The organism is Micromonospora sp. SL1-18, assembly GCF_047921505.1.
Taxonomy (GTDB): domain Bacteria; phylum Actinomycetota; class Actinomycetes; order Mycobacteriales; family Micromonosporaceae; genus Micromonospora.
Window position 1 is genome coordinate 1 of record NZ_JBLROA010000054.1, and the last position, 26,139, is coordinate 26,139.

Here is a 26,139-nt window from a genome sequence, read left to right on the forward strand (position 1 = left end):
GCGACTGCCCGACGAGGAGATCCGCTGTTCCGTTCCGACTTTGCGACTTGCTCACTCTGGGTACATCCAGCCGCCGAAGACGGAGAGCAGAACCAGACCATCGTCGGTGCGAACCGTGATGTCGTCTTCTGGTCCCACGAAGACCGTGGTTCCCTCGGCGATTGGTGTCCGGTCCATGCCCTGCCCTTCCACCCAGCCTGAGCCACTGAGCACGCACAGTGCCTCGTGGTCCGTATTCTCCACGTACCGTACGTAGCCGTCAGGGTCGAGCTTCAACAAGTTCACGGACGCGCCGGCCGGAACCTCGGTAACGCGGGTGATCGTCACACCACTCGCATGTTCGCTGCTCCAGCGTCGAGTCCGATCCGCCATCCTCACGATCGACACCATGATCGGGAGTATGCAGGGGGCCACCCCGCTGGTACAGCCATCCGTACAGCCAAGACTGCGCGCAACCGCCGACGCTGCCCGACAACCACGGACGGGCTGGCCAGGGCGGCAGCCGCCGTACCAGCCATCCGCGATCTTCTTCTAATCCCGAGGCGGTCACGGGCCATCCGTGGGCCAGTAACCGGGGCGCGTAGCGGTCACGAGCGGGCACCGGAAGCGGCCGGGTGAACCGCTGGCCGCAGGCGTTCCGGACATCGCGGTCGGTTGATCACGCTCTTCCAGAACTGACGTTGCGTGCCAGGCGCTGTCGCAACCCGGCTATGGCATGGTCCTCACTCGTGAAACGCGATTTCTCGGGCCGAGACGGCGACCTCGTTCCGATCAAGGGTTGGCCAACCGCCCTGAAGTTCGACGGGCAGGTCACCTACCTGTGGTGGGGCCAGGACATCAACAACGAGGACTGCGCTGCGGCCCGGGCGGGACGTCTGTACACCTTCGCCTCCGAAGCTGATTGCTGGGCAACGGCAGATGCGAAAGGGTGGGCTGCCGACGGTGATCCAGCGGACCACGAGCTTGTGGTCGCGACCAACCTGGAGCCGGCTCAAGAGTGGCTACGAGGCCAGCGAATGGCGCTCGACCCGGAGTCCGGGCTGAACCTCTGGAACTGGGCCACCGACGCCGCCTACAGCACCGGCCGGCCATGGAGCGACCGTGGCGGCCTGCGTGACGGCTGCTACGACAAGCTCGTCGCCGCTAACGTCCCATGGGCCTTCGGGACAGAGTCGTATCACCTCAGGTGGACTCCCCGTCAGCTGCGGGCGCTGCGGGAAGTCCTGAGCCAGGCGGTTCACCTGCTGCGTGCCGCGACGCGAGGCTGATCGTCATCGCCTACCGCACAATCCGGCCCCGGTGGTGGCAGGCTGACGGTCCTCCCGCATCAGCGCGTGCCCGTTGCATGCCCGACACGGCGCGCCCTGACCCAAGCAGTCCGCATCTAGTCCGCAAGAGGCCGACCGACAGCGGGGGAGTGGTGGGAGATGTCGAGAGGTGTTTCCGCTGATAGGCCGCAATGTGCCGAGGTCGGCGGGACGCGCAGTTTGATCTCATAATCCCTCGGTCGCGGAGCTACTGGGGTGGTGCCCGCGTCGGAGGAACCTCCTGCGTGTCCTGTGGGACGCTTCGCGTGTGGAAGACGCGAAGCCAGTCGTCATGCAGCTGTACTGCCGGTTGACGATCAGGATCGATGACCCGGACGCCGTGCTTGAGGCTGCCGAGCAGCGGTTGCGGAGTGCCAACATCGACTGGTCGAGCGAGCAGGACACCCTGGAAGAGGCGGTCGCTGAGTTGCGCAGCGACCTGGCCCAGTCGGTTGCCAGCCTGGCCGATCCTGACCAGGTGTTAGCGGACGTGCCCGGTCTGGAGGTGCGCGGTGGGCGGCTGTGGGCCGAGATCGGGGCGCCGTCCGAACGGTTCCAGCCCGGCTTCAGGGCACCGGACGAGGAAACGTGATCACGAGCACGAGCACGTCCGATCCCAAGCCGGCAGCCTGGGAGCCACGCCTGGGAGCCACCGGGGCGGACAGGACCGGACGGGACGGGACCGATCAAGTTGCCGAGCGCTTGAGGACCAGGACCAGGCAGACGGCATCGGACGGCCTGGACATGGTCTTGGGAATCTACGGATCAGAAGGTGGCTGTACAGCCATCCGTACAGCCAAGCCCGCCGACGGACACTGGCCCGGGTCGACGGTGGGCGACACGGCGAGAGGTCAGTTGCAATCACCGACGCCGGCAGACAGCAGTCCTGATCTTTGCAAAGCAGGCTCATGATGTACGCGTGGCACGGAATGCGCGGAAGGCACTGGATCGCTGGCGCCGGCGCGGACCCGGAAAGGTAGCACGAGTTTGCTGGTCACTCGCCTTCCTCGCCGGCTATGCGCTGTGGACGTGGGCCGTGCACGAGTGGGCCGATGCCAACGGCTACCGCCGCTTGCTCGGCGGTTTTCGCCCGTGGTATTTCGGCGTCGCCGCCGTGACCTACTGGCCGCTCGCGTGCCTCCTCTGGTGGTCGATGTACCCGAGGGCAGGACTGCTTCCCTGGACGCGGAAGTGAGACGACCACCTAGGCTTGCGGATCAGAGCGCGGGCCGGGCCACCCACGGGCCACAAGGTGGTGTAACCCCGGGCCAAACCAGGCCACGCGAGAGCGCGTCGAACAGGCGTCGAGGCCCACTTGCAGCCGATCTTGTGCGATTCCCAAGCTGACAGTGCGGGTTCGATTCCCGTCACCCGCTCCAGCACGAGGCCCCAGCTCAGGACAGGTTTCCTGGCTGGGGCCTTGATCGTTGCTACCTCTTCTTGCGCTGGCCGTGCCCGCTACGTGCCCGATCCTTGGTCTGCTCGGCGTCGGCCAGGTAAGCCTCCAGGTCGGCCTCTGCTGGACTCGCAAGCACGTGTCGTACCCAGGCGTGACGCTCATGGCCAACGACGGCAAGCTCCCAGACGCAGCCCACAGCCGGGGTCGTGATCGCCGCGAGCTGTTCAGGCCGATCCAGCGGCGCTCGAAAGTAACGCTGGTGTAGGCCGTACCCATGCGCCCACCAGTTCACCAGCACAAAGCACGCCGGGCGCGCGTCGTGGACGACAACGAATCCGACACCGTGAACTCCGTCCTCGTGCGGTACGGGCAGGACAGCTCCAGCAACCTCGCGGGCTGCACCTACGAGTTCCGCGCGCGGCCGGTCCGCAGCCGCTGCTATCCCGTACATCTTGATCCGCCACTCGCCTATCCGTTCGATGCCGAGCAACCGGACAGGACGCGGGCGGTACGGCGGGATGGCGGCAAGACCAGACACGCATCAATGATCACCCGATGTGTCCGTTCAACGCCACCAACGCGGTTCGCGAATTGGGCGAACGGGGACCCGGAGATTTTCGGCGAACCACCGGGTTAGCTGAGTCTCGATGACAAGGTGCTCGCTGGCGGCGTGTGAGACACCGATCAGGGTCATGCTGGTGGTGGCAGCGAAGGCTCGTACGGCGGCGAACTTGCGGCGTCCGTACTCGCCTTCGATGCGTACGTGCAGTTCACCGGTCAGGTACGCCTGCGCGCCCATGCGCTCGGCCAGCGCCATCTGCTCGACGTGATCCCCGATGCCGCCGACCACCGCGACTCGGGTCACCGTGTCGTGCACTGCTCCTTCGACCTCGACGGTGTCCACCGCGAAGATCTCCTGGGCGCGACGTACGAGAGCACTGCTGCTGATCGGCGGTATGTCGGCCACGAGTCCGGCGTGGCCGTCGCCGTAGGGCCAGAACTGGTCGACGATGGTGCCGCCCAGCGCCTCGACGATGGCCGCGGCGGTGCCGACCCGCAGCGAGGTGTCCATGGGGGCGTGGCAGGCGTACATCGACAGTTCGCGCTCGGCTATGGCCTTCAGTCGGGTCGCGTCGATCGGTACGAAACCCTCCGCCCAGGTGTCGTCTTCCGGTGAGCCGTTGCGCACGTCGATCGGATGGTGGGTGACCAGCAGATCGCCGCGCTCGGCCACGGCCAGCCAGGCGTCGAGAACCTCGGCCGATGGGAGGCAGGCGCCGTACACGGTGCCAACGGTCGGGTGGCCGCGCCGCATGAGCCCGTTGAACCGCTGCGCGAACTGCGGCTCGACGAACGCCCGCCAGTCGGTGCCGACCTCGTTGTAGACCCGAGGCAGGTGCCGGCTCATCGCGATGTCGGGTCCGGCCGTATCCAGGGCGAACAACGTATCCAGGTCGGCGACGATTCGATTGAGATCCACAACCATCCCCGCACCCTACGAGGTCATCCGCCGGAGACCAGGACCTTCACGGTTCCCTGCTGTCAGGTCGCGTACGTGCCGGAGGCCGGGCTGGCCGTTGAGCTGCACCTCGCCGACCGGGAGGAACCCGGTACGCCGGAGCACCGCGAGCGATGCCGGGTTCGCCAGCGCGGCGGAGGCGACCAGCCGGCGCAGCCCGTACTCGTCGCGGGCGAGGTCGCAGACGCGGCGGACGCCGTCCTGCGCCAGGCCCCGCCCGGTTGCCCGTTCGGCCACCCGGTAGCCCAGCTCGGCGCTGCCGTCGGCGACGTCCACCAGGTTGAACCGTCCCAGCACAGTGCCGTCGTCGTCGACGAGGACGTGGAAGTGGCACGCGCCGGCGGCCTGCTCCGCGAGCCGGGCCGCGTGCTGGGCGGCGAACCCGGTGAAGTAGTCGTCGCCCCGGTCCGGCACGGATCGCGCGAAGTATGCCCGGTTCTCCCGCTCGAAGCGGAGCAGCGCTCGGGCGTGGTGGGCGTCGAGTCGCTGGAGTTCGGGCATCGCGCCAGGCTAGTCGGTGTTGACTAGCGTTCACCGAGCTTTAACGACACCGCCGCGCAGCTGCGACAGATGGGAGGCTGGGGTCGATGTGGGCTGATGTCTGGCACGTTCAGATCCCGGTACTGGAGAAGGTGCTGAGGACCGTGCTCGTCTACGGGGGCGTGGCGGTGCTCCTGCGCGTCGGCGGTAAGCGGGAACTCGCCCAGCTCAACACCTTTGATCTCGTGGTGATGATGCTGCTGTCGAACCTCGTGCAGAACGCGGTTATCGGCAACGACAACAGTCTGACCGGAGGGCTGATCGGCGCGGCCGTGCTCGTGGCGATCAACGCCGGCCTGGTGCGCGGGGTCAACCGGCTTCCCAAGCTGACCCGGATCTTCGAAGGAACCCCAACCGTCCTCGTCCGGGACGGCAGGGTTGACCAGAAGGCGCTGCACCGGGTCGGGCTACGCCAGGCCGATCTCGGCGCGGCCCTGCGCCGCCAAGGTGCCAGCGACGTGCACGAGGTGAAGATGGCCATGCTCGCCCCCGGTGGCGCGATCGTGGTGACCCTGATCGAGGAGGCCCAGGACGTAACCCGCCGGGACCTCCACGCCGATCACGAAGCGCTGCTGCACGACGTCCGCGCGGAGATTCGCGCCGCTGTCGCGGAGATCGACGCACGTCTCGCCGATCGGTTGACCCAGTTGCCGACTGCTTCTCGACCCGCCGCCAACCCCCAGGAAAGCCCCTGACCTGGTGGCGGCGGCTGCCGAGTGCCCGGCCAGCAACCGCCGTCGCAGTTCGGGCATCAGGCCATGTCACCAACGGACCGCCATCCGTCGGCTACGGCTCCTGCCGATACGAGCGCAGCTCGACGGTGTTGCCGTCCGGGTCGCGCACGTAGATCGAGGTGCCGGTGCCGCGCGCTCCGAAGCGCGGCACCGGCCCGGTCAGCACGGTGAACGCCCCGGAGTCGATGACTGTGGGCCAGTCGACGGGTTCCGGCGTCTTGCCGGGCGGATCGCCGAGCCCCCAGACCGGGTGGCCGTGCCACATCGTGCCGGTGGCGTCCGGCAGCGCGGCGTCGATGACGGTACGGAGTTTCTCGCCGGTCTCGCGCAGCGGAGCGTCGAGGCCAGCCAGGTAGTCGCTGACGGCGTCCATCGAGTTCCTTTCCTCGAAGGGGTCGCCCTCCACCCTCCGCCGGCCGCCGCCTCGGACCAAGCCGCGATCGGACTACGACCGTTGACCCGGATTCAACGGTGGGGGGTCGGCGTGCTGGAGCCGGCCCGGCGCTGCTCCACGAGCAGCGGGTGCTCGCGGTGGCCGCGGACCATCCGCTGGCCGGCGAGGAATCGGTGTCACTGGAGGCGTTGGCCGACTGCCGGTGGGTGAGCAGACCCGGCGCTACCACCCCCGCCCCGACCTGGCGTACGTGCCGATCCGCGACGCGCCGCCGATCCGTCGCGGACCGGTGTGGCTGGCCAGCAACACCACCGCCCGGGTACGCGAGTTCGTCCGCGCCGCGGTCGACGCCAACGGCTAGCCGCACCTCGGTCGAATGCTGGCCAAGCTCAAGTCACCTTGACGGTCAGCGGCCGGAGATCCTTGCGGGGGACCAGCGCGACAACCAGCACGGCCAGCGCGCAGACCGCGCCGACCAGGAACAGCAGCGAGCAGGTCGGCTGCCCGAGCCACTCCCACAGCGGATGCCAGCTGGGGTGCAGCTCGTCGAGGTGGTGGGAAATCAGCGAAGGCGTGGACAGCAGCGCGGGCACCCACCACAGGAAGAAGGCGATTCCGAACAGCGGGAGCACGCCCCGGCGGCCCTCGGTGCGCCGGCTCGCCCAGGCGAACGCGAGCCAGGCGAGCCCGCCGCCGACCAGGCCGGCCAGCACAGCTGCGGGGAGGACCGCCGGTGGCGCCGCCCGCTGCACCTCCACATGGAGGTACGAGTTGTAGCTCGAATCGTGGAAGGTCGCACGGAGCACGGTGTCGCCTTGACGGGCCACCAGGACGGTCTCGACCGGCCTCCTCGTCAAATCGCAGCGCGGGCCGCAGACATCCAGGACCTCGGAGGTCGGGTCGTTCACCCGCCAGCCGGCGGTCCAGAGGCGCTGCCGGGCGGTCGCGAGGGTCTCCGCCACCGGCGTCGGTGCGGGGCGGGCCGCCGCCGCGTAGGCCGCCCCCTCCTGGTACTCGCCGCCGTCGCCGAGCAGCACCGGCTTCAGCGACCGCCACTGCAGCGGCTGGCCGTAGAAGACGAAGAGCGCCGGGGCGGTCTCGACGTCGCCGTTGAGCCGGTGGCCGGGGAACGCCTCGGCGAAGATCGCCGTGACCTCGGCCTGATCCGGCTGCGGCCGGGAGGTCTCCCAAGCGACCCGGGCGGCCAGCGATGCGGTGAACAGGCCGCAGATCAGCGCGGTGAGCAGCGCCCACACGCCGACCGTGCGGCTGGCCCGCCGGCCGAGTCGGCAGCGCAGTCCGGCGCGGACCAGGTCGAGCGCCTCCCGCACGGCCGGCCGGGTCTTTCCGGGGGGTGCGGTGTCGAGCAGCAGGCCGAGGATCTCCTCGCCGCGTTCCCGCCGGTACGCCCGGGGATACGCGAGCAGTAACCAGCGGTAGTGACGGGTGAGCGACATGGTCTCCCCTTCGTTCGGGAGCGCGGGCGGGCGGAAGCGGGTCAGGCGGTGTGCGGGCGCAGAGCGTGCAGCCGGGCCTCCGCCGCGGTCGCGAGCTGGCGCATCCGGGCGGTCTCGGTCCGGAGGGCGTCGAGCCCACCAGGGGTGAGCCGGTAGTACCGGCGCAGCCGGCCGTCCACCACCTCTTCCCGGTCCGGCTCCACGAGCCCCTGCGCGGTCAGCCGGTCGAGCGCGGTGTAGAGGGTGCCGGGCAGCAGGGTGCCGCGCTGCCCGGAGAGGACGGCGACCTCCTGGATGATCCCGTAGCCGTGCCGGGGGCCGCCCGCGAGCGCGGTGAGGATCAGAAACGTCGGCTCGCGCATCTGGGTCACGTGGGCAACATATATAAGTGATTGATATGTCGTCAACGCCTTGACCCTGCCCCTGGGGCAAGGCCGAGCGTGGTCCGTGCCGGTCGTCATGACCGGCACGAGGAGCGCGAGCGGCACGAGGAGCGTGACCGGCACGAGGAGGATGCGTCCGTGGAGCTGCTGACCATCGGGGCGTTCGCCCGCGCGGCGCGACTGACGCCCAAGGCGCTACGGCTCTACGCCGAGCTGGGGCTGCTGCCGCCCGCCGCCGTCGACCCGCACTCGGGCTACCGGTACTACGAGCCGGCCCAGCTCGACCGGGCCCGGCTGATCGCCACGTTGCGCCGGGCCGGGATGGCGCTCGCCGACATCCGGGCCGTCTGCGGCCTGCCGGGCGACGTGGCAGCCGAGGCGGTCGACGCCTGGTGGCGTCGGGTCAGCGCGGACACGGCGGCTCGCGGTCGCATCGTCGCGCACCTCGTCGACCAGCTCGTCGAAGGGGGATCCACCATGTCCGAAACCACCTTCCGGTACGCCGTCCGCTGCCAGACCGGCACCGTCCGGGACTCCAACGAGGACACCGCGTACGCCGGCGCGAACCTGCTCGCCGTGGCCGACGGCGTGCGTGGCCCAGGTGGCGCCGCCGCCAGCGCGGCCGCCGTCGACGCGCTCCGGCCGCTGGAGCTGGCCGACGCGCCGGCCGCCGAGCTGCTGGCCACGCTGGCTGACGCGGTGACGTCGGCCGACCGCACGGTACGCGCCTGCGCAGCCGAGGGGCACCAGCCGGCCACCACCCTTACCGCGATCTTGCGCCGCGGGTCGCAGCTCGCCCTGGTGCATGTCGGGGACACCCGGGCGTACCTGCTGCGCGGGGGCGAGCTGTTCCGGCTGACCCAGGACCACACGTACGTGCAGTCGCTGGTCGACCAGGGCCGGCTCAGCCCGGCCGAGGCGGCCGCGCATCCGCGGCGGGCCCTGCTGGTGCGGGCGCTCGGGGCCGGTGCCCAGGTCGAGGCCGACCTGGCGCTGCGTACCGCCCTCGTCGGCGACCGCTACCTGCTCTGCTCCGACGGGCTCTCCGCCGTGGTCGAGCAGGAGGCGCTGCACACCACGCTCGCCGCCGACGACCCGGAGACCGCCGTCGGGCGGCTGGTCGACCTCGCGTACGCCGAGGGCGCGCCGGACAACCTCGCCTGTGTGGTGGCCGACGTGGTGTCGGCGTAGCGCGACCGCCCGCCGTACGCTGGCGATCATGCGGATTGGCATCGTGATCCTGCCCGACCAGCGCTGGTCGGACTCGCGGCGGCGCTGGCGGCAGGTGGAAGAGTGGGGTTTCGATCACGCCTGGACGTACGACCACCTGGGCTGGCGGGACCTGGTCGACGGCCCCTGGTTCGACTCGATGACCATGTTGACCGCCGCCGCGACCGTCACTTCCCGGATCCGCCTCGGCACGCTGGTCGCCTCGCCCAACTTCCGGCACCCGGCCGCGTTCGCCCGGCAGGTGACCGCGCTGGACGACGTCTCCGACGGCCGGCTGCTGCTCGGCCTCGGCGCGGGCGGCATCGGCTTCGACGCCACGGTGCTGGGCGGCGAGACTCTGCCACCGGGGCGGCGGGTCGACCGGTTCGCCGAGTTCACCGAGCTGCTGGACCTGATTCTGCGCGAGGACGGCACCACCTGGCGCGGCGAATGGTTCGCCGCTGTGGATGCCCGGAACAACCCTGGCTGCGTGCAGCGGCCCCGGGCGCCGTTCGTGATGGCCGCGAACGGGTCCCGCTCGATGCGGCTGGCGGCCCGGTTCGGGCAGGGGTGGGTGACCACCGGCCTCGGCGGCGACGACCTGGAGAGCTGGTGGTCGTCGGTCGAGGACCTCGCCGCCCGGATGGAGGTGATCCTGGACCGGGCGGGCCGTGATCCGGCCACGCTGGACCGCTACCTGTCGCTCGACTCGGCACCGGTCTTCTCGCTCACCAGCGTGGACTTCTTCGCCGAGCAGGTCGCCCGGGCCGCCCGGCTGGGCTTCACCGACGTGGTGACGCACTGGCCCCGGGCCAGCAGCTGGTACGCCGGTGACGAGGCGGTCCTGGCGGCAGCGGCGGCCCTGCTACCCGAGCTGCGCCGGGCGTGAGCGCGGCCGGCCGGCGGCCCGGGCTCAGGTGCCGAGGTCGCCGGTGCTGACGCCGCCGTCGCCGGCGGAGACCAGCCGGAACCGGATGCAGACCACCTGCGAGTCGTCGTCGACCGGGAAGCCTTCCCGGGCCCAGTAGCGGCGGTGCCCCTCCCGCCACTCCTCGATGGACCGGTCACCCTCCCCTTCGGAGCGGGCGAAGTCCCAGGACACGTCGGCGAAGCGGACCACCTCGACGCCGGTGACCTCGACGACGCCCACCAGCGCATCGTGATCGTCGACCAGGACCAGCCGTTCGCCGACGTGTTCCAGCTCCTCGTTCTCGTCGGCGTACTCGTGGGTCAGCAGGCCGGCCGTGGCGGTCTTCACGCCGGCCAGCACGAGGGCGTTGAGGTTGGCGCGCATCTCGCCGGGCGTGCCGAGGGCGAGGGTGCGGAGTCCACCGATGCGGGGCCACATCCTGCCGAGGCTAGTGGCCGGCGGGCGACCCGGCGCGGGATTTCGCGTCCCCCCCCCCACGGGCCGCCGACCGTGGGCTGCTGGCCGTGCGGCTGGCCCCGGTGCTCAACCATCCCGACGTCGTAGACGCCCTGGGCCGGGTCTACACCGCCTGGAGGACTTCGTCAGATGAGCTGGCCGGCGTAGCCGGCCGCCGCCAGCACCCGCGCGTCGCCGGTCCCCGCGTGCGCCTCGAGCACCGCGTCGGCCAGCTTCACCACGTGCGCGTCGCCGTGCCGGGCCGCCCTCGCGAACACCTCCGCCGGCCCGTCGGCGCCGGCTTCAGGTCGGCGCGTCACCAGGGGTGGGGCGGCCGGCGTGGGCGGGGCGTACACCGAGGTCACGGCCGCCGTGGCCGACCAGGCCGCGGCGACGCTCGGCGCCCACAGTGCCGGGTCGAGGGCCGGGAGGGTACGCAGCACCGCGGTCGGCGCGGTCACCGCGTGCACCAGCATCACCGGTTCGCCGTGCGCGAACCGCAGGTAGTCGAGGCCGGCCTGGTGCATCAGTTCGGTGAGGGTCCGCTCGGCCTCCGCCGGGGTTGCCGGCGGGCGTAGCCCCGCCGCCGCGGCGGGCCACTCCGGTACGGCTGACAGCCGGCCCAGTCGGTCCCGGATGCCGCCGGTCTGCTCGTTGATCCGGGGCAGCCTGGCCAATGCGTCCGCCACGCCGGACCGGCCGATGAGCGCACCGGCCCCGGGCACCGGCTGCCAGCGGGCCGCCCAGTAGCCGAGCGCCTGGCCCAGCTCGGCGAGCCGCTCCGGGCTTACCCCGTCGGCGCGCAGCACCCGGACCGCGTGCCCGACGCGGATCACCCCGTGGGTGGCCCCGGCCGCGATGCCCGGCAGCAGCCGCGGCCACCAGGTGCCCAGCACTTCCCGCCAGGAGCGTTCGCGTAGCTCGCGGTCGAAGTGTGTGAGCCAGTCGCCGGCCCGCTTCGGGTCGCCGAGCGCGGCCCGCCAGTCGTCGATCGGCCGCAGCCCGCGCGGTAGGTCGTCGAGCCGGCGCAGGTAGTCGTCCAGCCAGCGGTGCACCCGTGCGCCGTGACCGTGCCGGACCAGCGCCTCGACCGCCATCGGGCCGTGGTTGGACAGCCAGCCCTTGTATTCGGGGCCGGTCCGGTGCAGCCGCTGGTACGCCTCGTCCAGGATTTCGTCGCGCATGCGGCCATCCTTGAAGTTAAACCACCCTTCAGGTCAACCCCGGCGCCGCTCGGTCGAGGTCGTCTCCGGTGAGCAGGGAGCGCAGCCGGAGTCGCTCGGCGACGTACGGCGGACAGGCCGCGACGACCGCGGCCGTCCCGACCAGCTCCGCCCCGCTGTCCCGGACCACCCGGTCGAGCGCGTCCAGTTGGGCGCCGGTGGCCACCCAGTCGTCGACGAGCAGCACCCGGTCGCCGGGGCCGAGTCGGCGGGCGTCCACGCCGATGCGCAGCCGACGGCCCCGGTAGTCCGGTGGTGTCTCGGCCCAGCGCGTCGGGCCGGCCCGCTGCCGCTGGCCGCCCACCTTGTACGCCGGCACGAAACCGGCTCCGGCGGCCACCGCGACCAGCGGACCGAGCAGCAGCCCGGTCACCTCGGGAGCGACCACCACGGTCGGCCGCGCCGCGGGGAACAGGCCGGCCAGGGCGGGCCCCACCCCGGTCAGCACCTCCGGATCCCGCCACCAACCGGAGGTGTCGCTGACCAGATGACTGCTGCCCGGGCCGGGGTCGACCCAGCGGAACAACTCGACCAGGCGTCGGCTCAGCACGACACTCATCCTCCGGTATCGGCGCCAGTCGAGCACGGACGACAGTCGGCCAGCCCTCCTTCCTCCTTTCCGCCTACTCGCGCTCGGATGATCGGCTACACGTATCGGGGAAAATGTGGGCATAGCACCGTGATCACGTTGACTTCGTAAGTGGTTCTCTCGTTACGGTCCGACCCGGTTTGTTCAGCTGACGAAAGGACCGGGTGGTGGCTGGTAAGCACTCCCGTACCCGCAAGTTCTCCTCGCCGGCCGGCATCGCCGCGACCGCAGTCGCCGGCGTGCTGCTCGCCGTCGGTGGCACCGTGGGCGCGATCCAGCTCACCTCCGGCGATCCCGCCGCCGACTCCGCCCTCGCCGAGCCCACCGTCGCGGAGACCGGGCCCGAGACTCTCGCCCCCAGCTCGGCCGAGCCGTCCGCGCTGTCCGCGCTGTCCGCGTCGCCCAGCGCGTCCGCCTCGCCGAGCCTCAGCCCCTCGCCGAAGGCCACCCCCAGCCCCAAGGCGACCCGTACCCAGGCGGCGTCCCGCAGCAAGACGCGCACCGCCAGCCCGAAGCCGACGGCGACGAAGACCACCGCGCCGAAGGTCATCAGCAGCGGCTCCTGCGGCGCGTCCTTCTATGACGAGGGCCAGATGACCGCGAACGGGGAGACCTTCAATCCGAACGCGATGACCGCCGCGCACAAGACCCTGCCGTTCAACACCAGGGTCCGGGTGACCAACCCGGCCAACGGCAAGTCGGTCGTTGTCCGGATCAACGACCGCGGCCCGTACATCGACGGCCGGTGCCTGGACCTGTCCCGGGCGGCCTTCGAGGCGATCGCCTCGACCTCCCTCGGCCACGTGACCGTCAGGTACGAGGTGCTCGGCTGACCCCGTGACGGGAGGCGATCGGGCCCATCGGGCGATCCGGCCGGGCAGAACACCCTCGGACGACGGGTCAGGTTCGTTCACCCGTTCACGTCCATCAGGCATGCTGTCCGGTATACGCACGCAACCCTCCCAGTCGGGCCGCGGCCCACTGAGCCCCGGATCCCGCGCCGGCCTCGGCGCGGCTCTCGCGCTGCTCGCACTCGTGTCCGCTGTGGAGTGGGCGGACGGCAAGACCGCGCACTACATCGCACTGATGGCGATTGCCCCGTTCCTCGCCGCCGCGTTGGCCTCGTGGCGGGTGGTGCTCGGGGTGGGCGTCCTCGCCACGGCCATCGGGGCCACCTTCGCGCTCGCTGAGCCGGCCATGGCCGTGGTCTCCGCCGTCAACGTCGCCGGCGTCGCGCTGGCCACCGCGATCGCCTGCGCAGTGGCGGCGGTACACCAGCGCCAGGCCGAGAAGATCGCCGAGCTGTCCCGACTCGCCTCGGTCGCCCAGCAGGCGGTGCTCCGACCACTCGGACCGCAGGTGGGCACCCTCGCGGTGGCCGCGCGATACATCTCCCCCACCGCGCGGGCCGAGATCGGCGGCGACCTGTACGAGGCGATGGACACCCCGTACGGCGTCCGCATGATCATCGGCGACGTGCGGGGCAAGGGGCTGGACGCGGTCCGGCTCGCCAGCATCGTGCTCGGCTCGTACCGGCACGTCGCGTACGAGCGCGCGGACCTGCGCGCGGTGGTGACCGACCTGGACCGGGCGGTGGCCCGCAACGTGGGCGACGAGGACTTCGTCACCGCCGCGCTGGTCGAGGAGCGGGGCGGCACCCTCACCATCGTCAACTGCGGGCACCCGCCGCCGCTGCTGCTGCGCCGGGGCGCGGTGATCCCGCTGGAACCTCCCGCGCCCGCGCCTCCGCTGGGCTTCATGCCGGTGGTACGCCCCCGGGTGGAGCGGCTCGAGCCGGGCGACCGACTGCTGCTCTTCACCGACGGGCTCGGCGAGGCGCGCCGGGACGGGGAGTTCTTTCCGACGGCCGACCGGGCCTGGCGGCTGCTCGGCCACGGCACGGTCGCCGACGGCCTCGCCTCGCTGGAGACCGCCCTGGTCGAGTGGGTGCACGGGCGGCTCGACGACGACATCGCGCTGGTCCTGATGGAGTACACCGGCCCGCGTACCGGTGTGGCGGCCGCCGTACCGAGCTGGGAGGTCGGTGCGGTGGAGAGCTGACGCTCCCCGTTCGCTCAGCCGTCGGCCATTCGTCGGTGCCCCGCAGAATCTATGGGACTCGTATCGTTTGAACCTCGTGTGAAGGGGTGGCGGATGCAGCTCACGATCTTTGGGGCCAGTGGTGGGATCGGTCGTCACCTCGTCGACCAGGCCCTGGCCGCCGGTCACGACGTCACGGCGGTGGTACGCGATCCGGCCCGGCTGTCCGGCACCTCCGCACGGGTGGTCACCGCCGACCTGGCAGCGGCGGTTCCGACGGAGCTGCGGGCGGCGCTCGCCGGAACCGACGCGGTGCTGTCCGGCCTCGGACCCCGTCACGCGGCCGACGCCGGTATCGCGTCCCAGGGCACGCGGGCGATCACCGATGCGATGGCCGGGTCGGGCGTCCGACGGATCGTGGTGATCAGTGCTGCCCCGGTCGGCGTGGTGCCGTCCCCTGGCCGACCGAACCCGCCCCGGCGCGACGAGGGTGATGGCCCGCTGATGCGCTTCGTGCTGGGGCCGGTGATCCGGCGGGTGCTCGGGCGCTCCTACGCCGACCTTGCGCTGATGGAGGAGGAGTTGCGGGAAGGTGGCCTCGACTGGACCGTGGTCCGGCCGCCGCGGCTGACCGACGGCCCGCTGACCGGCTATCGCACGGCGTACGGGCGCAACATCCGGGGCGGCCTCAGTGTGTCGCGGGCCAACGTCGCCCATCTCATGCTCGCCCTGCTCGATCGGCCGGACTCCATCGGGCAGACCGTTAGCGCCGCCGACTAGCGGCCGGGCCGGGGGTTGGCCGGACGCCGAAACTGGAGGTGTGTAATCGCGGTCACTCTGCAGAGCGGCTTGTCGTTGGCTACCGGTGAGTAATACAGTCTGAGTTACTGATCGGTAACGCCTGTCGGGAAGCGGGGCCAGCGAGCATGACCCACTACAAGAGCAATCTTCGGGACCTCGAGTTCAACCTGTTCGAGGTCTTCGGGGCGGACCGGACGTTCGGCCAGGCGCCGTACACGGACCTGGACGTCGACACCGCCCGCAGCTTCCTTTCCGAAGTCGACCGCCTGGCCCGCGAGGACCTGGCCACCAGCTACGCGGACAGTGATCGCAATCCGCCGATCTTCGACCCGGCGACGCACACCGCTCCGCTGCCGGAGTCGTTCAAGAAGTCCTACCGCGCCTTCATGGACTCGGAGTTCTGGCGCCTCGACCTCCCCGAGGAGCTGGGCGGCACCCGCGCCCCGCGCGCGCTCTGGTGGTCGCTCGCCGAGCTGGTCCTCGGCGCCAACGCCCCGATCTGGATGTACGCCTCCGGCCCGTCCTTCGCGCACCTGTTGCACGTCGAGGGCACCGAGCGGCAGCGGAAGTGGGCCAAGCTCTTCATCGAGAAGCAGTGGGGCTCGACCATGGTGCTGACCGAGCCGGACGCCGGCTCGGACGTCGGCGCCGGCCGTACCCGGGCGATCCCGCAGCCGGACGGTTCGTGGCACATCGAGGGCGTGAAGCGTTTCATCACCTCAGGCGAGCACGACCTCTCCGACAACGTCGTCCACTACGTGCTGGCCCGCCCGGTCGGCGTCGAGGGAGTCGGCGGCCCGGGCACCAAGGGCCTGTCCCTCTTCGTGGTGCCGAAGTACCACTTCGACGAGGAGACCGGTGAGCTGGGCGAGCGCAACGGTGTCTTTGCCACCAACGTCGAGCACAAGATGGGCCTGAAGGTCTCCAACACCTGCGAGATGACCTTCGGCGAGCACGGCGTACCGGCCAAGGGTTGGCTGCTCGGCGACAAGCACGACGGCATCCGACAGATGTTCATGATCATCGAGTACGCCCGGATGATGGTCGGCACCAAGGCGATCGCCACCCTCTCCACCGGCTACCTGAACGCACTGGAGTACGCCAGGAACCGGGTGCAGGGCGCCGACCTGACCCGGTCGACCGACAAGGCCGCCCCGCGGGTCACCATCACCCACCACCCGGACGTGCGCCGCTCGCTGCTGCTGCAGAAGTCGTACGCCGAGGGCCTGCGGGCGCTGGTCTGCTACACGGCCACCTGGCAGGACAAGGTCGCTCTGGCCGAGGCGGCCGGCGACGAGCGGGCCACCAAGCTGGCCAAGCGGGTCAACGACCTGCTTCTGCCGCTGGTCAAGGGCGTCGGCTCGGAGCGGGCGTACGAGCTGCTCGGCCACGAGTCACTGCAGACCTTCGGCGGCTCCGGCTTCCTCCAGGACTACCCGCTGGAGCAGTACGTCCGGGACGCCAAGATCGACACCTTGTACGAGGGCACGACCGCGATCCAGAGCCTCGACCTGATCTTCCGGAAGATCGTCCGGGACAACGGCAGGGCCCTGCTGGCGGTCGCCGGTGAGATTCAGGAGTTCATCACCTCGGAGGCCGGCAACGGCCAGCTCAAGGAGGAGCGGCAGGCGCTCGGCAAGGCGCTCGCCGAGATCCAGAACATCCTCGGCGTGCTGACCGGCTGGCTCGGTGAGGCCCAGTCCGGGGACGCGCGGGCCCTGTACAAGGTCGGCCTGAGCAGCCGACGGTTCCTGCTGGCGGTCGGCGACCTGGTCGTCGGTTGGCTGCTGCAGAAGCAGGCGGACGTGGCGTTGAAGGCGCTGGCCGGCGAGGTCTCCGTCGCCGACAAGGCGTTCTACACCGGCAAGGTGGCGGCCGCCCGGTTCTTCGCCCGCGAGGTGCTGCCCCGCATCGGCGCCGACCGGCGGATCATCGAGGGCGCGGACCTGGAAGTCATGGATCTCCCGGAGGAGGCGTTCTGACCCCGTCTGGGTGATTCGAATTGTTCCACCCCGGCAAGCGGCGGCCGGCGAGCGGCAACTCGCCGGCCGCCCTTGTTTCGCCGCCCCAACCGGTAGGCCGGCCGCCTGACGGGTAACCCACGCGGACCACGACAGGACACGCCCAAGAGCCACCGCACAGGGGAGTGCAGCGCACATGGGCATTGGTAGCGGAATCTTTCTCATCGCCATCGGCGCGATCCTGACCTTCGCCATCCGAGCCAACGTCTGGTGGATCGACCTTCGCGCGGTCGGCTGGGTGTTCATCCTGGCCGGGCTGGCCGTCCTGCTCACCACGCTCTGGTTCTGGCAGGACCGCCGCAAGCGGGCCCGCACGCTGATCGTGGAGGAGAACCGGCTCTCCCACCCGACGGCGATGATGCCCCCGCCACCCGACCCTCCGCCGCCCACCGCCCCACCGTCGTGACCGGCATTTTCCTTGCGAACAGGGGCCCCTTCTCTGCCTGAGGCGTTAAGGAGGGGCCCCTCCTTAACGCCTCAGCCGCGGGCGGTGTGGCGGGCGGTGATGGGGGCGGCGGCGGGCGCGAGGGCGGCCCACCGGGTGGTCGGGCGGTGTACCACCAGGTCGGTGGTGCGCAGCCCGTCCGGATCCGCCCGCTGCGGATCGAGCAGCCCGGAGAGCAGTGAGATGCCCGGGTTGTGGGCGATCAGCAGCACGGTGTCGGTGTCCGGGGCGACCGCCCGGACCAGCTCAAGCAGCACGTCCGGCTGCCCCTCGTACGCGGTCGCCTCGTAGCGCACCACCGGTGCGGTCCCCGCCGGGCCCCCCTCCGGCGGGGACCCTGTCATGCCCAGCGCCACCCCGTGCCAGGTCTGCCGGGTACGCCGGGCGGTCGAGCAGAGGACCACATCGGGGAGGAGGGCGTGCCGGGCCAGCCATGCGCCGGCCGCCGCCGCGTCGGCGTGCCCGCGTGCGGTCAACGGGCGTTCCGCGTCCGGGACGTCCTGGGACTGCTCGGCCCTGGCGTGCCGGAGCAGCACGAGTGTCCGCTGCTGGTTCCTGCCGTCCGTCATGGGCACAGCTTGCCTGATCAGCGACCAGAGCGCTGCTCAGGCGAAGAGCGCGAAGTAGATCGCGATGTGATGGCAGATCGCCGCAACCAGGGTACAGGCGTGGAAGAACTCGTGGTGGCCGAAGACGGTCGGCCACGGGTTCGGCCGGCGCAGCGCGTAGAAGACCGCGCCGACGCTGTAGATCCCACCGCCGACGACCAGCAGCACCAGGGCGGTGACCCCGCCGGAGTGCAGGATCTGCGGCAGCATCACCACCGCGACCCAGCCGAGGGCCAGGTAGAGCGGTGCGGAGACCCAGCGCGGCGCGTGTGGCCAGATGAGCTTGAGCGCCACGCCGGCCAGTGCCCCGCCCCACACCAGGCCGAGCATGACGGTCGCCTGCCGGGTGGTCAGCAGCAGGACACAGAAGGGGGTGTACGTGCCGGCGATGAACAAAAAGATCATCGAGTGGTCCAGCCGGCGCATGATCTGGTAACCGCGTTCCGACCAGACCCGGCGGTGGTAGAGCGCGCTGGTGCCGAAGAGGCCGCAGACGGTCAGGCTGTAGACCAGGCAGCTGAACAGGGGCGCCCAGTTGGGCTGGGCCGCCGCGATCGAGGTGAGCACGATGCCGCAGACGAGCGCGACGAAGAACGCGTAGGTGTGCAGCCAGCCGCGCATCCGGGGTTTGCCGATGTCGACCGGTTTGAGTCGAAGCGGTGCGGAGGTGGTCACGCCAATAGGTTACGGCACCGTAGGTTACTTGTAAGTAGTGCCCGTCGTCACGCCTTCGGACGTCCCGAGGACCCTGGCCGACGGCTCGATCCGCGAGTATGGCGGAATGCGGATCCGACCCGTCGGCGCGCACGCTCTGCTGCTCGACTGCGACGACCCCGAACAGGTCCAGGCATGGCAGGCTGAGCTGTGGCGCCGCCGCGAAGCCGGCGAACTGAGCGCCGTCGAGATCGTCCCGGCGGCGGCTACGGTGCTGCTCGACGGCGTACCCGATCCGGCGGCGACCGCCGCCCGGATCGCCGGGTGGGCCCCGCGGGCCGGCGCCGCCACGTCCGCCGCCGCCGAGGTCGCGGTCCCCACCGTGTACGACGGGGAGGACCTGCCCGCCGTCGCCGGCCACTGGGGAGTCGACGTCCCGACCGCGGTCGAGCGGCTGCGGCGGACCGAGTTCCGGGTGGCGTTCTGTGGGTTCGCGCCGGGGTTCGCGTACCTCACCGGGCTGCCGGCGGAGCTGGCCGTGCCCCGGCTGGCCACGCCGCGTACCCGGGTGCCGGCCGGGTCGGTCGCGTTGGCCGGCCCGTACGCGGGGATCTACCCGACCGCCTCCCCCGGCGGCTGGCTGCTGGTCGGGCGGACCGACCTGGTCCTCTTCGACGTGCACGCCGACCCACCGGCCCGACTCACCCCCGGCACCCGGGTCCGGCTGGTGCCGGTGTGCGCAGCATGATCGAGCTGCTCCGGGCCGGTGCCCTCACCACCGTGCAGGACCAGGGTCGACCCGGGTACGCCCACCTCGGCGTGCCCCGCTCCGGCGCGCTCGACCCGGCCGCGCTGCGCCTGGCCAACCGGCTCGTCGGCAACCCGGAGAGCGCCGCCGGACTGGAGATCACCCTGACCGGCTGCGCGCTGCGGTTCACCCGGGCCGTCACCGTGGCGCTCACCGGAGCGGAGGTGGACGTCCGCGTCGACCGGCGGCCGGGCGACGTGGGCCGCCCGCTGTCGCTGCCCGCCGGGGCGGTGCTGCGGATCGGCCCCGCCCGCGTAGGGCTGCGTACCTGGCTCGCGGTCAGCGGCGGGATCACGGTCGAGCCGGTGCTCGGCAGCCGCGCCACCGACACCCTCTCCGGACTCGGCCCACCCCCGGTACGCGACGGCGACCGGCTGCCCCTCGGCCGGCCCGTCGGCCCGCCCGCCCCGGTGGACGGCACGGCCGGCCCGCCGATCCCCGACCGGCTGCGGCTGGCCGTACGCCCCGGCCCGCGGCACGACTGGTTCACCCCCGCCGCGCTGGACCTGCTCCTCACCACCCCGTACGGGATCAGCCCGGCGAGCAACCGGGTCGGCGCGCGACTGGTCGGCGCGGCCCTGCCCCGCGCGCTGGCCGGCGAGCTGCCCAGCGAGGGCCTCGTCCTCGGCGCGTTGCAGGTGCCGCCGGACGGGCAACCGTTGATCTTCCTCGCCGACCACCCCACCACCGGCGGGTACCCGGTCATCGGGGTGGTGGACGACGTGACCCCGCTCGCGCAGGCCCGCCCGGGGACTACGGTGACGTTCCATGGACCTCAACGCTGACCTCGGCGAGGGATTCGGCATCTGGCGGCTCGGCGACGACGAGGCGCTGCTGGACCTGATCACCTCCGCCAACGTCGCCTGCGGCCTCCACGGCGGCGACCCGTCCACGATGCACCGGGTCTGCGCCGGCGCCGCCACGCGCGGGGTCGCCGTCGGCGCCCAGGTCGGCTACCGGGACCTCGCCGGCTTCGGCCGGCGGCACATCGCGTACGACTTCGCCGAGCTGCGCGACGAGACGACCTACCAGCTCGGCGCGCTCGACGCGTTCTGCCGGCTGTTCCGCACCCGGGTCCGCTACCTCAAGCCGCACGGTGCGCTCTACCACGCGGCGGCCTGCGATGAGGCCCAGGCCGCCGCGCTGGTCGCCGCCGTCAGCGCGTACGACCACGAGCTGCCCCTGCTCTGCCCGCCCGGCTCGGTGCTCGCCCAACTCGCCGTCGGCGCCGGGCTGCGGGTGGTCGCCGAGGGCTTCGCCGACCGCAACTACCTGCCCAACGGCTCGCTGGTGCCCCGGAGCGCCGCGAACGCGCTGGTCAGCGACCCGGAGCAGGTGGCCGCCCGGGCCGTCCGGATGGCCACCGAGCGGACCGTGGTCGCGGTGGACGGCCGGGTGATTCCCTGCCCCATCGAGTCGATCTGCCTCCACGGGGACACTCCGGGCGCGGTGCGCTGCGCCGAGCTGGTCCGGGCCGCCCTCATCGACGCCGGCGTCACCCCCGCTCCCTTCGCCTGACCGCCGCGCCCCCGCCCTCCCGGCCGAGTGGGCGTTGCGGAGGACTTGCCGGATCAGGACTCGTCGAGGCCGCGGAGGATCAGGGGGAGGCGGGTGGTGCCGCCCTCGACCACGCGAACCGGGACGCCCCAGTCCTGTCGGGTCAGGTGGCAGGCCGCGTGCTCGACGTCGGCGTCGCAGGTGGCCGCCTGGGCGGTCACCTGGAGCACGCCCTGCGCCACGTCACCGTTGACCACCAGCCGGCGGGACAGGTCGGTGGTCGTCCCGGCCCCCTCGATCAGCAGCTCGGGCGGGGACGCCGAGACCACCAGACGGGTTGACGGCCCGTACGTCTCGTCCAGCTTCTGGCCCGGTGCCGGCGTGAAGATCACATCCAGGGTCAGCTCGCCCGCCGCCACGTCGGTCGGCTTGCGCTCCAGCTTGTGCCGGGGTCCGTCCACCGTGCTCGCGCCCGCCGCGGTGAGCGCGCCCGGGGCCAGCCGGGTCAGCCGGTGGGCGGCCGACTCGACCACCAGCACCTCGCCCTCCGGGGTGAGCACCACGTCGCTCGGCTCGGCCAGCCCGTCCGCCACCGTGGCGACCTGGTCGGTCGCCGGGTCGAAGCGGCGCACCGCCCCGTTGTACGTGTCGGCGATCAGCACCGAGCCGTCGGGCAGCGCGCACACCCCCAGCGGGTGCTGGAGCAGCGCCCGGTCGGCCGGGCCGTCGACGTGACCGAAGTCGAAGAGGCCCTGCCCGACGGAGGTGTGCATCACCCCGTTCTCGACGTACCGGACGGCGCTGGTCTCGCTGTCGGCGATCCAGAGCCGGGTGCCGTCGGCCGAGACGGAGAGGCCGGAGGGCTGGGCCATCCAGACGTCCGACAGCGGGCCGTCACGCAGCGCCTCGACGGTGGTGCCGGCGTACATACCGGCGGTCCGCTTGATCGGGTCGAACCACCAGAGCTGGTGGATGCCGGCCATCGCGACGACGACCTTGTCGTCGTACCAGGCGACGTCCCACGGGGAGGAAAGGTCGACCGAGCAGGCGTCGTGCGCGTGGTCGTCGACGGTCGAGCGCCACTGCCGCCCGTTCCCGGCCACCGTGACCACCTCGCCGGTGGCCAGCTTCACGCCGCGTAGCAGGTGGTTGACGGTGTCCGCGACGACCAGGTCGTACCCGGCCACCTCGGCGACGTGCGCGGGGAGCAGGCAGAGCCCCTGCGGCTCGGAGAAGGTGGCGCCCTGCGCCGGGCCGTCGGCGTGGCCGCGGCTGCCCGCGCCGATCCGGCGGAGCACCTTCTCGCCGTCAGGGGCCAGCTCGACCAGGGAATGCCGGGCCGAGTCGGAGACGAGCAGGTTGCCGCCGTCGAGCACCACGGCCTTGCCGGGGAAGCGCAGCGTGGTCTCCGGCTCCGCCGGCGGGACGTACGGGCCGTCGCCCCGGTGCAGGGTGCCCTTCGCCTCGTGGGTCGCGATCAGCTCGTCGATCAGCCGGGCCAGCCCCTCGGCGTGCCCCTCGCCGGCCATGGTGGCGACCACGTAGCCCTCGGGATCGACGACCGACAGGGTCGGCCAGGCCTTCGCCGCGTACTGCTGCCACATGTCCAGCTCGGGGTCGTCGAGCACCGGGTGGTGCACCCCGTACCGCTCGACGGCTGGCGCCAGCGCGTCCGGGTCCTTCTCGTGCTCGAACTTCGGCGAATGTACGCCGATGACCACGAGGACGTCGCCGTACTTCTCCTCGAGCGGGCGCAGCTCGTCGAGCACGTGCAGGCAGTTGATGCAGCAGAAGGTCCAAAAATCGAGGACTGTGATCTTTCCTCGAAGATCGGACAGCTTCAGGTCCCTGCCGCCGGTGTTCAACCAGGCCCGGCCGCGCAGCTCGGGTGCCCGTACTCGTGCGCTCATGCCCTCAGTCTGCCGGACGGGACGGCCCGACCCGGCCGGCACCCGGCGCGGGGAGGATCACACCCAGGAACGTACGACGGCGGGGCCACGGACCACCGTGACCCCGCCGCTGCGAGCTGCTACTTGCCGGCCGGCTTGAGGCAGAGCACCCGGTTCGCCCCGTCACCGGGGAGCACCACGTGCGGCTGCGCCGGGTCGCCGCACTTCTCCTCGGCGTCGACCTTCGAGACGACCGTGAACGCGCCCTGCGCGCCGCAGTCGGCGGCCGCCACTCCATTGGTGCCGGCCTGCTTGACGCAGGAGCCCACCGCCGGGTCGAACCCGGCCGACTTGTCATCCCCGCCGATCTTGCCGAGCAGTGCGAGCAGGCCGAGCGGGACGGCCAGGATCAGCACTGCGGCGATCAGCACGGCGGCCAGCACCCGGCCGTTGCGTACCTTCGGCGTGGGCGCCTCGGCCTGCGGCTCGGCCTCCGGCTTGAACGCGTCGAAGCGGCCCTGGTCCGCCTCGTTGGTCGGGCCCTGCGACCAGGCCGGCGGGGCCGGCGGGGGCGGGTACGCGGGTGGGAAGTTGCCCTGATCCGGCGCGCCCATCGCCCCCGGCCCGGGTACGGCGCCGGACGCGTGACCGCCGCCCGGTGCGCCGAACGCGTCGTGTTGGCCGCCCGGCCCGGCGAACGGGTCGCCGCCCGGTGCCCCGAACGGGTCCTGGTAACCACCGGGCGCGCCGAAGGGGTTCTGCTGGCCGCCCGGTGCGCCGAACGCCTGGGGGCCGCCCGGTGCGCCGAACGGGTCTTGGTGACCACCGGGCCCGCCGAACGGGTTCTGGTGACCACCGGGCCCGCCGAACGGGTCCTGGTGACCACCGGGTACGCCGAACGGGTCGCCGGGGCGCTCGTCGCTCTGCGGGTGCACCCCGTTGACCGGCCGGTTGTTGCCGACCGGGTCCGCGAACGACGGCATGCCGGGCGGGAACGGCGGCGGGCCGGCGGGTGAGGAAGGTGCCGGGGGTGCTTCGGCAAAGGCGTTCGAGGCTGCCTCGTCGAACCGGGGCGCCGGGCCGGGCTCGTCGAAGCGCGGACCCGCCTCGGGGAAGCTGTTCGAGGCGTCCTGGCCGAAGGGCTCCTCGGATTCGGGTCGGGCCGGCCGGCCGTACACCCGGGGCTGCGGGGCCGGTACGCCGGCCGCGTGCAGGGGCTGGTCGGTCGGCGGCGTCACCCGGCTGGCCATCGGCACCGAGGCGCTGGCCGAGACGACACCGGCCGCGCCGGACTCCGGGGAGGTACGCGGGCCGGGCACCACCGGCCCGGCCGGCGACTGCGGCTCCTCGTGCCCCGCCTCCGGCGTACCCCAAGCGGCCTGTTCCGGCTCGTACGGCCGGCCGGCCGGCTCGGCGGCGGGGGCGAACTGCCCCGGTGGCATGTAGTCGGTGGGCGGCGAGGCGGCCAGAGCGGCACCCGGCACCCGCTGCTCCTGGGGCGGCAGCGGCACGGCGCTGCCCGGGGAGATGCCCGGAGCCGGGGCGGGCTGGTAGACCGGCGCTTCCTCGGCCCGGGCCGGCTCCCAGCCGTTCGACGCCGATTCGTCCGGCGCGGCCTCGCCGGGCTGGCCCCACGCCTCACCCGGCGCCCACGGCTCGGCGTCGGGGACGGCGGGACGCTCGGGTGTCCACTGCGGGGCGTCCTGCGCGCCGCCCCATGCCGACGGGGAGTCGGGGGACGGTACCGAGACGCTGGCGCGGGCCGGCGTCCAAGCACCGGACTCCGGCCGGTCGCCAGGCGTCGGGCCGGTGGCCGAGTCCCGGCCGGTCTGCGCCGGTTCGTCGGTCGGCCGGTCCTGGTCGCGCTGCTGTGGCGCGGCCGCGGCGTCCTCCCACGCGGGGCGCTGCTCGTTCGGCGTACCCCAGGCGGGCGGGTGCGGGGCCTCGGCCTGCCCGGCGTCCCGGCCCGCGGCCCAGCGGCCGGAACCGTCGGGGTCGTCGTGGGTCGGCCAGTTGTCGGCCGGTGCGCCCGGCACGGACACGGCGGCACGGGCGGCTGGCTCGGACTGCTGGCCCCAGACCGGCTGGTCGTCCTGCGGACCGGCGGCGGTGCCCCACCCCGGGCCGTTCTGCTCGCCCGGTGGCGACCAGGCGGGCGGGGCCGATTCGGCGGGGGCGTTCGCCGGGGCGGCGGCCCACGCGGGCGGCGCCTGCTCACCGGCCGGGGCCGGTGGGGCGGCGGACCAGGCGGGCGAACCCTGCTCGGGCGCGCCCCAGGCGGCCTGGGGGGAACCGCCCCACGCGCCCGGCTGGCCGGGTGGCGGCACCTGCGCGGAGGCTCGCCCAGCGGCGGGCTGGCCGCCCGGCTGCGCCCAGGCGGGGCGCTGGTCGTTCGGGTTGCCCCAGGCGGGGGCCGGCTGGGCGGGCGGACCGGCCGGCGGGGGCGGGGCCCAGCCGAGGTCGGCGGCACCGGGGTACCCGTTGTCCTGCTGGGCCGGGCGGTCGCCGTACGGCGCCGGTCCACCGGCGCCCGGCGTCACCTCGCCCGGCTCTTGGCCAGGGCGGTGCGGGACCTCGGACGTCATGGGTGCGCCTCCTCCATCACATGTCGGCCGCCGATGCCGATCGGGACCGTCGGCCTGGTTGCCGGCGTCGCCGGCGGGTACCGGCCGTGCGGGCTCCCCGCACCGTATCGGGTGGCCGCCGAGAGGCGCCCGGGGGAGCACCGGCCGTCACTCGCCGTTACCGGGCGCTGTCGATCGGTTTCCGTGGGCGCGATCGGTCCGGGGGCGGGCGGGTGGCGTCCGAGCCCCACCGTACCGGGCGGCGCGGCGAGGTGGAATCCCGGTATCAATCGACCCGTGACGCCGAAGACCCGCCCGGGGTGACCGGGCGGGTCTTCGAACTGGAGGAGGTGAGGAACGGCGGGGAGCGTCAGCTGAGGTGACGCTGGGCGATGGCGAGGAGCTCCTCGCGGACCGCGGGGGAATTGGCGGAACGCAGCGCGTGCTCGATGGCGCGGGCACGGCGGTTGGCATCGCGGCGGTTACGGATTCGCTCGATCATGCTCATCTGGGTCTCTCCTCCTGGCTATTCGGTTGTCAGCCCCTTGATGTCTCTATTGAAGCGCATGACGCGGCCAAATTCCATCGATTATTAGGTGAGCTGGGCCACGCACCTAAGGATCGTAGGTCCACGCCCTTATTGAGCCGAAGATTCGATCCACCAGATGGCAACGGCCGGTGTGCCGGGCGTT

At 72.2% G+C, this 26,139-nt stretch carries 28 protein-coding genes and 1 pseudogene; 15 read left to right on the top strand and 14 right to left on the bottom strand.

Annotated elements, in window-relative coordinates; translation table 11 throughout:
* Positions 1–51: 51 nt before the first annotated feature.
* Positions 52–390, bottom strand: coding sequence for a hypothetical protein (locus tag ACNAW0_RS22535; protein ID WP_416289945.1), 339 nt, complete (start codon positions 388–390; stop codon positions 52–54).
* Positions 391–728: 338 nt separating this feature from the next.
* Between ACNAW0_RS22535 and ACNAW0_RS22540 the strand changes: the two genes are divergently transcribed.
* Positions 729–1,268, top strand: coding sequence for a hypothetical protein (locus tag ACNAW0_RS22540; protein ID WP_416289946.1), 540 nt, complete (start codon positions 729–731; stop codon positions 1,266–1,268).
* A gap of 307 nt (positions 1,269–1,575) precedes the next feature.
* A complete protein-coding gene (locus ACNAW0_RS22545) occupies positions 1,576–1,899 on the top strand; it encodes a hypothetical protein (RefSeq protein ID WP_416289947.1) in 324 nt (107 codons plus the stop codon).
* Between the two features lie 1,372 nt (positions 1,900–3,271).
* Here ACNAW0_RS22545 and ACNAW0_RS22550 read toward each other — a convergent pair.
* The gene (locus tag ACNAW0_RS22550; RefSeq protein WP_416289948.1) at positions 3,272–4,192 is read right to left on the bottom strand and encodes a Nif3-like dinuclear metal center hexameric protein; all 921 of its coding nucleotides are present in this window, start codon (positions 4,190–4,192) and stop codon (positions 3,272–3,274) included.
* Between the two features lie 9 nt (positions 4,193–4,201).
* Positions 4,202–4,726, bottom strand: a complete 525-nt coding sequence (locus tag ACNAW0_RS22555; protein ID WP_416289949.1) for a GNAT family N-acetyltransferase — start codon at positions 4,724–4,726, stop codon at positions 4,202–4,204.
* 86 nt (positions 4,727–4,812) lie between these two features.
* Between ACNAW0_RS22555 and ACNAW0_RS22560 the strand changes: the two genes are divergently transcribed.
* Positions 4,813–5,460 carry a DUF421 domain-containing protein gene (locus tag ACNAW0_RS22560; RefSeq protein WP_416289950.1) on the top strand — a complete coding sequence of 216 codons (648 nt, stop codon included), beginning with the start codon at positions 4,813–4,815 and terminating at the stop codon, positions 5,458–5,460.
* Between the two features lie 91 nt (positions 5,461–5,551).
* On the opposite strand, the gene ACNAW0_RS22565 is transcribed toward ACNAW0_RS22560, so the two are convergent.
* Positions 5,552–5,872, bottom strand: coding sequence for a hypothetical protein (locus ACNAW0_RS22565; protein WP_416289951.1), 321 nt, complete (start codon positions 5,870–5,872; stop codon positions 5,552–5,554).
* A 158-nt stretch (positions 5,873–6,030) separates the two neighbouring features.
* On the opposite strand from ACNAW0_RS22565, the pseudogene ACNAW0_RS22570 reads away from it, so the two are divergent.
* Together ACNAW0_RS22570 and ACNAW0_RS22575 are read left to right on the top strand one after the other, a co-directional pair.
* Positions 6,031–6,114, top strand: a pseudogene (locus tag ACNAW0_RS22570) (hypothetical protein); the annotation flags it as partial.
* A complete protein-coding gene (locus ACNAW0_RS22575) occupies positions 6,096–6,254 on the top strand; it encodes a hypothetical protein (RefSeq protein ID WP_416289952.1) in 159 nt (52 codons plus the stop codon). The pseudogene ACNAW0_RS22570 and the gene ACNAW0_RS22575, both read left to right, overlap by 19 nt.
* 28 nt (positions 6,255–6,282) lie before the next feature.
* Here the strand turns inward: ACNAW0_RS22575 and ACNAW0_RS22580 are convergent, their stop codons facing one another.
* Positions 6,283–7,350, bottom strand: coding sequence for a hypothetical protein (locus tag ACNAW0_RS22580; RefSeq protein WP_416289953.1), 1,068 nt, complete (start codon positions 7,348–7,350; stop codon positions 6,283–6,285).
* A gap of 41 nt (positions 7,351–7,391) precedes the next feature.
* Positions 7,392–7,712 carry a PadR family transcriptional regulator gene (locus ACNAW0_RS22585; RefSeq protein WP_416289984.1) on the bottom strand — a complete coding sequence of 107 codons (321 nt, stop codon included), beginning with the start codon at positions 7,710–7,712 and terminating at the stop codon, positions 7,392–7,394.
* A gap of 159 nt (positions 7,713–7,871) precedes the next feature.
* Between ACNAW0_RS22585 and ACNAW0_RS22590 the strand changes: the two genes are divergently transcribed.
* Together ACNAW0_RS22590 and ACNAW0_RS22595 are read left to right on the top strand one after the other, a co-directional pair.
* Complete coding sequence (locus ACNAW0_RS22590) at positions 7,872–8,924, top strand: MerR family transcriptional regulator (RefSeq protein WP_416289954.1); 1,053 nt, start codon at positions 7,872–7,874, stop codon at positions 8,922–8,924.
* 28 nt (positions 8,925–8,952) lie between these two features.
* Complete coding sequence (locus ACNAW0_RS22595) at positions 8,953–9,831, top strand: LLM class flavin-dependent oxidoreductase (RefSeq protein WP_416289955.1); 879 nt, start codon at positions 8,953–8,955, stop codon at positions 9,829–9,831.
* Between the two features lie 24 nt (positions 9,832–9,855).
* Here ACNAW0_RS22595 and ACNAW0_RS22600 read toward each other — a convergent pair whose 3' ends face one another.
* The 3 genes from ACNAW0_RS22600 to ACNAW0_RS22610 all read right to left on the bottom strand — a co-directional run bounded on the left by ACNAW0_RS22600 (position 9,856) and on the right by ACNAW0_RS22610 (position 12,090).
* Complete coding sequence (locus ACNAW0_RS22600) at positions 9,856–10,290, bottom strand: ASCH domain-containing protein (RefSeq protein ID WP_416289956.1); 435 nt, start codon at positions 10,288–10,290, stop codon at positions 9,856–9,858.
* Positions 10,291–10,454: 164 nt separating this feature from the next.
* Positions 10,455–11,492, bottom strand: a complete 1,038-nt coding sequence (locus tag ACNAW0_RS22605) for a hypothetical protein (protein ID WP_416289957.1) — start codon at positions 11,490–11,492, stop codon at positions 10,455–10,457.
* Between the two features lie 28 nt (positions 11,493–11,520).
* A complete protein-coding gene (locus tag ACNAW0_RS22610; protein WP_416289958.1) occupies positions 11,521–12,090 on the bottom strand; it encodes a phosphoribosyltransferase family protein in 570 nt (189 codons plus the stop codon).
* Positions 12,091–12,287: 197 nt separating this feature from the next.
* On the opposite strand from ACNAW0_RS22610, the gene ACNAW0_RS22615 reads away from it, so the two are divergent.
* The 5 genes from ACNAW0_RS22615 to ACNAW0_RS22635 all read left to right on the top strand — a co-directional run bounded on the left by ACNAW0_RS22615 (position 12,288) and on the right by ACNAW0_RS22635 (position 17,388).
* Positions 12,288–12,953: a septal ring lytic transglycosylase RlpA family protein gene (locus ACNAW0_RS22615; RefSeq protein ID WP_416289959.1), complete on the top strand. Its 666-nt coding sequence runs from the start codon at positions 12,288–12,290 to the stop codon at positions 12,951–12,953.
* Between the two features lie 100 nt (positions 12,954–13,053).
* Positions 13,054–14,181, top strand: coding sequence for a PP2C family protein-serine/threonine phosphatase (locus ACNAW0_RS22620; RefSeq protein WP_416289960.1), 1,128 nt, complete (start codon positions 13,054–13,056; stop codon positions 14,179–14,181).
* A gap of 93 nt (positions 14,182–14,274) precedes the next feature.
* Positions 14,275–14,940 carry an NAD(P)-dependent oxidoreductase gene (locus tag ACNAW0_RS22625; protein WP_416289961.1) on the top strand — a complete coding sequence of 222 codons (666 nt, stop codon included), beginning with the start codon at positions 14,275–14,277 and terminating at the stop codon, positions 14,938–14,940.
* Positions 14,941–15,086: 146 nt separating this feature from the next.
* Complete coding sequence (locus ACNAW0_RS22630) at positions 15,087–16,943, top strand: acyl-CoA dehydrogenase (RefSeq protein ID WP_416289962.1); 1,857 nt, start codon at positions 15,087–15,089, stop codon at positions 16,941–16,943.
* Between the two features lie 175 nt (positions 16,944–17,118).
* Positions 17,119–17,388 carry a DUF6458 family protein gene (locus tag ACNAW0_RS22635; RefSeq protein ID WP_088996804.1) on the top strand — a complete coding sequence of 90 codons (270 nt, stop codon included), beginning with the start codon at positions 17,119–17,121 and terminating at the stop codon, positions 17,386–17,388.
* A 71-nt stretch (positions 17,389–17,459) separates the two neighbouring features.
* On the opposite strand, the gene ACNAW0_RS22640 is transcribed toward ACNAW0_RS22635, so the two are convergent.
* The gene (locus ACNAW0_RS22640; protein WP_416289963.1) at positions 17,460–17,996 is read right to left on the bottom strand and encodes a SixA phosphatase family protein; all 537 of its coding nucleotides are present in this window, start codon (positions 17,994–17,996) and stop codon (positions 17,460–17,462) included.
* A gap of 36 nt (positions 17,997–18,032) precedes the next feature.
* Positions 18,033–18,710, bottom strand: a complete 678-nt coding sequence (trhA, locus tag ACNAW0_RS22645; protein WP_416289964.1) for a PAQR family membrane homeostasis protein TrhA — start codon at positions 18,708–18,710, stop codon at positions 18,033–18,035.
* 106 nt (positions 18,711–18,816) lie between these two features.
* Here trhA and ACNAW0_RS22650 point away from each other — a divergent pair, with 106 nt between their 5' ends.
* Genes ACNAW0_RS22650 through ACNAW0_RS22660 form a run of 3 tightly spaced genes read left to right on the top strand, consistent with a single transcriptional unit; the run spans position 18,817 to position 21,015 of the window.
* Positions 18,817–19,437 carry a 5-oxoprolinase subunit B family protein gene (locus ACNAW0_RS22650; protein ID WP_416289965.1) on the top strand — a complete coding sequence of 207 codons (621 nt, stop codon included), beginning with the start codon at positions 18,817–18,819 and terminating at the stop codon, positions 19,435–19,437.
* Positions 19,434–20,282: a biotin-dependent carboxyltransferase family protein gene (locus tag ACNAW0_RS22655; RefSeq protein ID WP_416289966.1), complete on the top strand. Its 849-nt coding sequence runs from the start codon at positions 19,434–19,436 to the stop codon at positions 20,280–20,282. The genes ACNAW0_RS22650 and ACNAW0_RS22655 overlap by 4 nt, the downstream gene beginning before the upstream one ends.
* Positions 20,266–21,015: a LamB/YcsF family protein gene (locus ACNAW0_RS22660; protein WP_416289967.1), complete on the top strand. Its 750-nt coding sequence runs from the start codon at positions 20,266–20,268 to the stop codon at positions 21,013–21,015. Before ACNAW0_RS22655 ends, ACNAW0_RS22660 begins: the two co-directional genes overlap by 17 nt.
* 53 nt (positions 21,016–21,068) lie before the next feature.
* On the opposite strand, the gene ACNAW0_RS22665 is transcribed toward ACNAW0_RS22660, so the two are convergent.
* From ACNAW0_RS22665 to ACNAW0_RS22675, 3 genes are all read right to left on the bottom strand, one after another.
* The gene (locus ACNAW0_RS22665) at positions 21,069–22,904 is read right to left on the bottom strand and encodes an NHL domain-containing thioredoxin family protein (protein ID WP_416289969.1); all 1,836 of its coding nucleotides are present in this window, start codon (positions 22,902–22,904) and stop codon (positions 21,069–21,071) included.
* 119 nt (positions 22,905–23,023) lie between these two features.
* Positions 23,024–25,468: a hypothetical protein gene (locus ACNAW0_RS22670; RefSeq protein WP_416289970.1), complete on the bottom strand. Its 2,445-nt coding sequence runs from the start codon at positions 25,466–25,468 to the stop codon at positions 23,024–23,026.
* A 349-nt stretch (positions 25,469–25,817) separates the two neighbouring features.
* Positions 25,818–25,955 carry a hypothetical protein gene (locus tag ACNAW0_RS22675; RefSeq protein ID WP_262283549.1) on the bottom strand — a complete coding sequence of 46 codons (138 nt, stop codon included), beginning with the start codon at positions 25,953–25,955 and terminating at the stop codon, positions 25,818–25,820.
* Positions 25,956–26,139: the final 184 nt, after the last annotated feature.

Bases quoted from the DNA above. Each gene is read 5' to 3' on its own strand.
- ACNAW0_RS22535 (WP_416289945.1), bottom strand. From the start codon at position 390: ATGGTGTCGATCGTGAGGATGGCGGATCGGACTCGACGCTGGAGCAGC.
- ACNAW0_RS22550 (WP_416289948.1), bottom strand. From the start codon at position 4,192: ATGGTTGTGGATCTCAATCGAATCGTCGCCGACCTGGATACGTTGTTC.
- ACNAW0_RS22555 (WP_416289949.1), bottom strand. From the start codon at position 4,726: ATGCCCGAACTCCAGCGACTCGACGCCCACCACGCCCGAGCGCTGCTC.
- ACNAW0_RS22560 (WP_416289950.1), top strand. From the start codon at position 4,813: ATGTGGGCTGATGTCTGGCACGTTCAGATCCCGGTACTGGAGAAGGTG.
- ACNAW0_RS22565 (WP_416289951.1), bottom strand. From the start codon at position 5,872: ATGGACGCCGTCAGCGACTACCTGGCTGGCCTCGACGCTCCGCTGCGC.
- ACNAW0_RS22580 (WP_416289953.1), bottom strand. From the start codon at position 7,350: ATGTCGCTCACCCGTCACTACCGCTGGTTACTGCTCGCGTATCCCCGG.
- ACNAW0_RS22585 (WP_416289984.1), bottom strand. From the start codon at position 7,712: ATGCGCGAGCCGACGTTTCTGATCCTCACCGCGCTCGCGGGCGGCCCC.
- ACNAW0_RS22595 (WP_416289955.1), top strand. From the start codon at position 8,953: ATGCGGATTGGCATCGTGATCCTGCCCGACCAGCGCTGGTCGGACTCG.
- ACNAW0_RS22600 (WP_416289956.1), bottom strand. From the start codon at position 10,290: ATGTGGCCCCGCATCGGTGGACTCCGCACCCTCGCCCTCGGCACGCCC.
- ACNAW0_RS22605 (WP_416289957.1), bottom strand. From the start codon at position 11,492: ATGCGCGACGAAATCCTGGACGAGGCGTACCAGCGGCTGCACCGGACC.
- ACNAW0_RS22610 (WP_416289958.1), bottom strand. From the start codon at position 12,090: ATGAGTGTCGTGCTGAGCCGACGCCTGGTCGAGTTGTTCCGCTGGGTC.
- ACNAW0_RS22620 (WP_416289960.1), top strand. From the start codon at position 13,054: ATGCTGTCCGGTATACGCACGCAACCCTCCCAGTCGGGCCGCGGCCCA.
- ACNAW0_RS22625 (WP_416289961.1), top strand. From the start codon at position 14,275: ATGCAGCTCACGATCTTTGGGGCCAGTGGTGGGATCGGTCGTCACCTC.
- ACNAW0_RS22630 (WP_416289962.1), top strand. From the start codon at position 15,087: ATGACCCACTACAAGAGCAATCTTCGGGACCTCGAGTTCAACCTGTTC.
- ACNAW0_RS22635 (WP_088996804.1), top strand. From the start codon at position 17,119: ATGGGCATTGGTAGCGGAATCTTTCTCATCGCCATCGGCGCGATCCTG.
- ACNAW0_RS22640 (WP_416289963.1), bottom strand. From the start codon at position 17,996: ATGACGGACGGCAGGAACCAGCAGCGGACACTCGTGCTGCTCCGGCAC.
- ACNAW0_RS22650 (WP_416289965.1), top strand. From the start codon at position 18,817: ATGCGGATCCGACCCGTCGGCGCGCACGCTCTGCTGCTCGACTGCGAC.
- ACNAW0_RS22655 (WP_416289966.1), top strand. From the start codon at position 19,434: ATGATCGAGCTGCTCCGGGCCGGTGCCCTCACCACCGTGCAGGACCAG.
- ACNAW0_RS22660 (WP_416289967.1), top strand. From the start codon at position 20,266: ATGGACCTCAACGCTGACCTCGGCGAGGGATTCGGCATCTGGCGGCTC.
- ACNAW0_RS22665 (WP_416289969.1), bottom strand. From the start codon at position 22,904: ATGAGCGCACGAGTACGGGCACCCGAGCTGCGCGGCCGGGCCTGGTTG.
- ACNAW0_RS22670 (WP_416289970.1), bottom strand. From the start codon at position 25,468: ATGACGTCCGAGGTCCCGCACCGCCCTGGCCAAGAGCCGGGCGAGGTG.
- ACNAW0_RS22675 (WP_262283549.1), bottom strand. From the start codon at position 25,955: ATGAGCATGATCGAGCGAATCCGTAACCGCCGCGATGCCAACCGCCGT.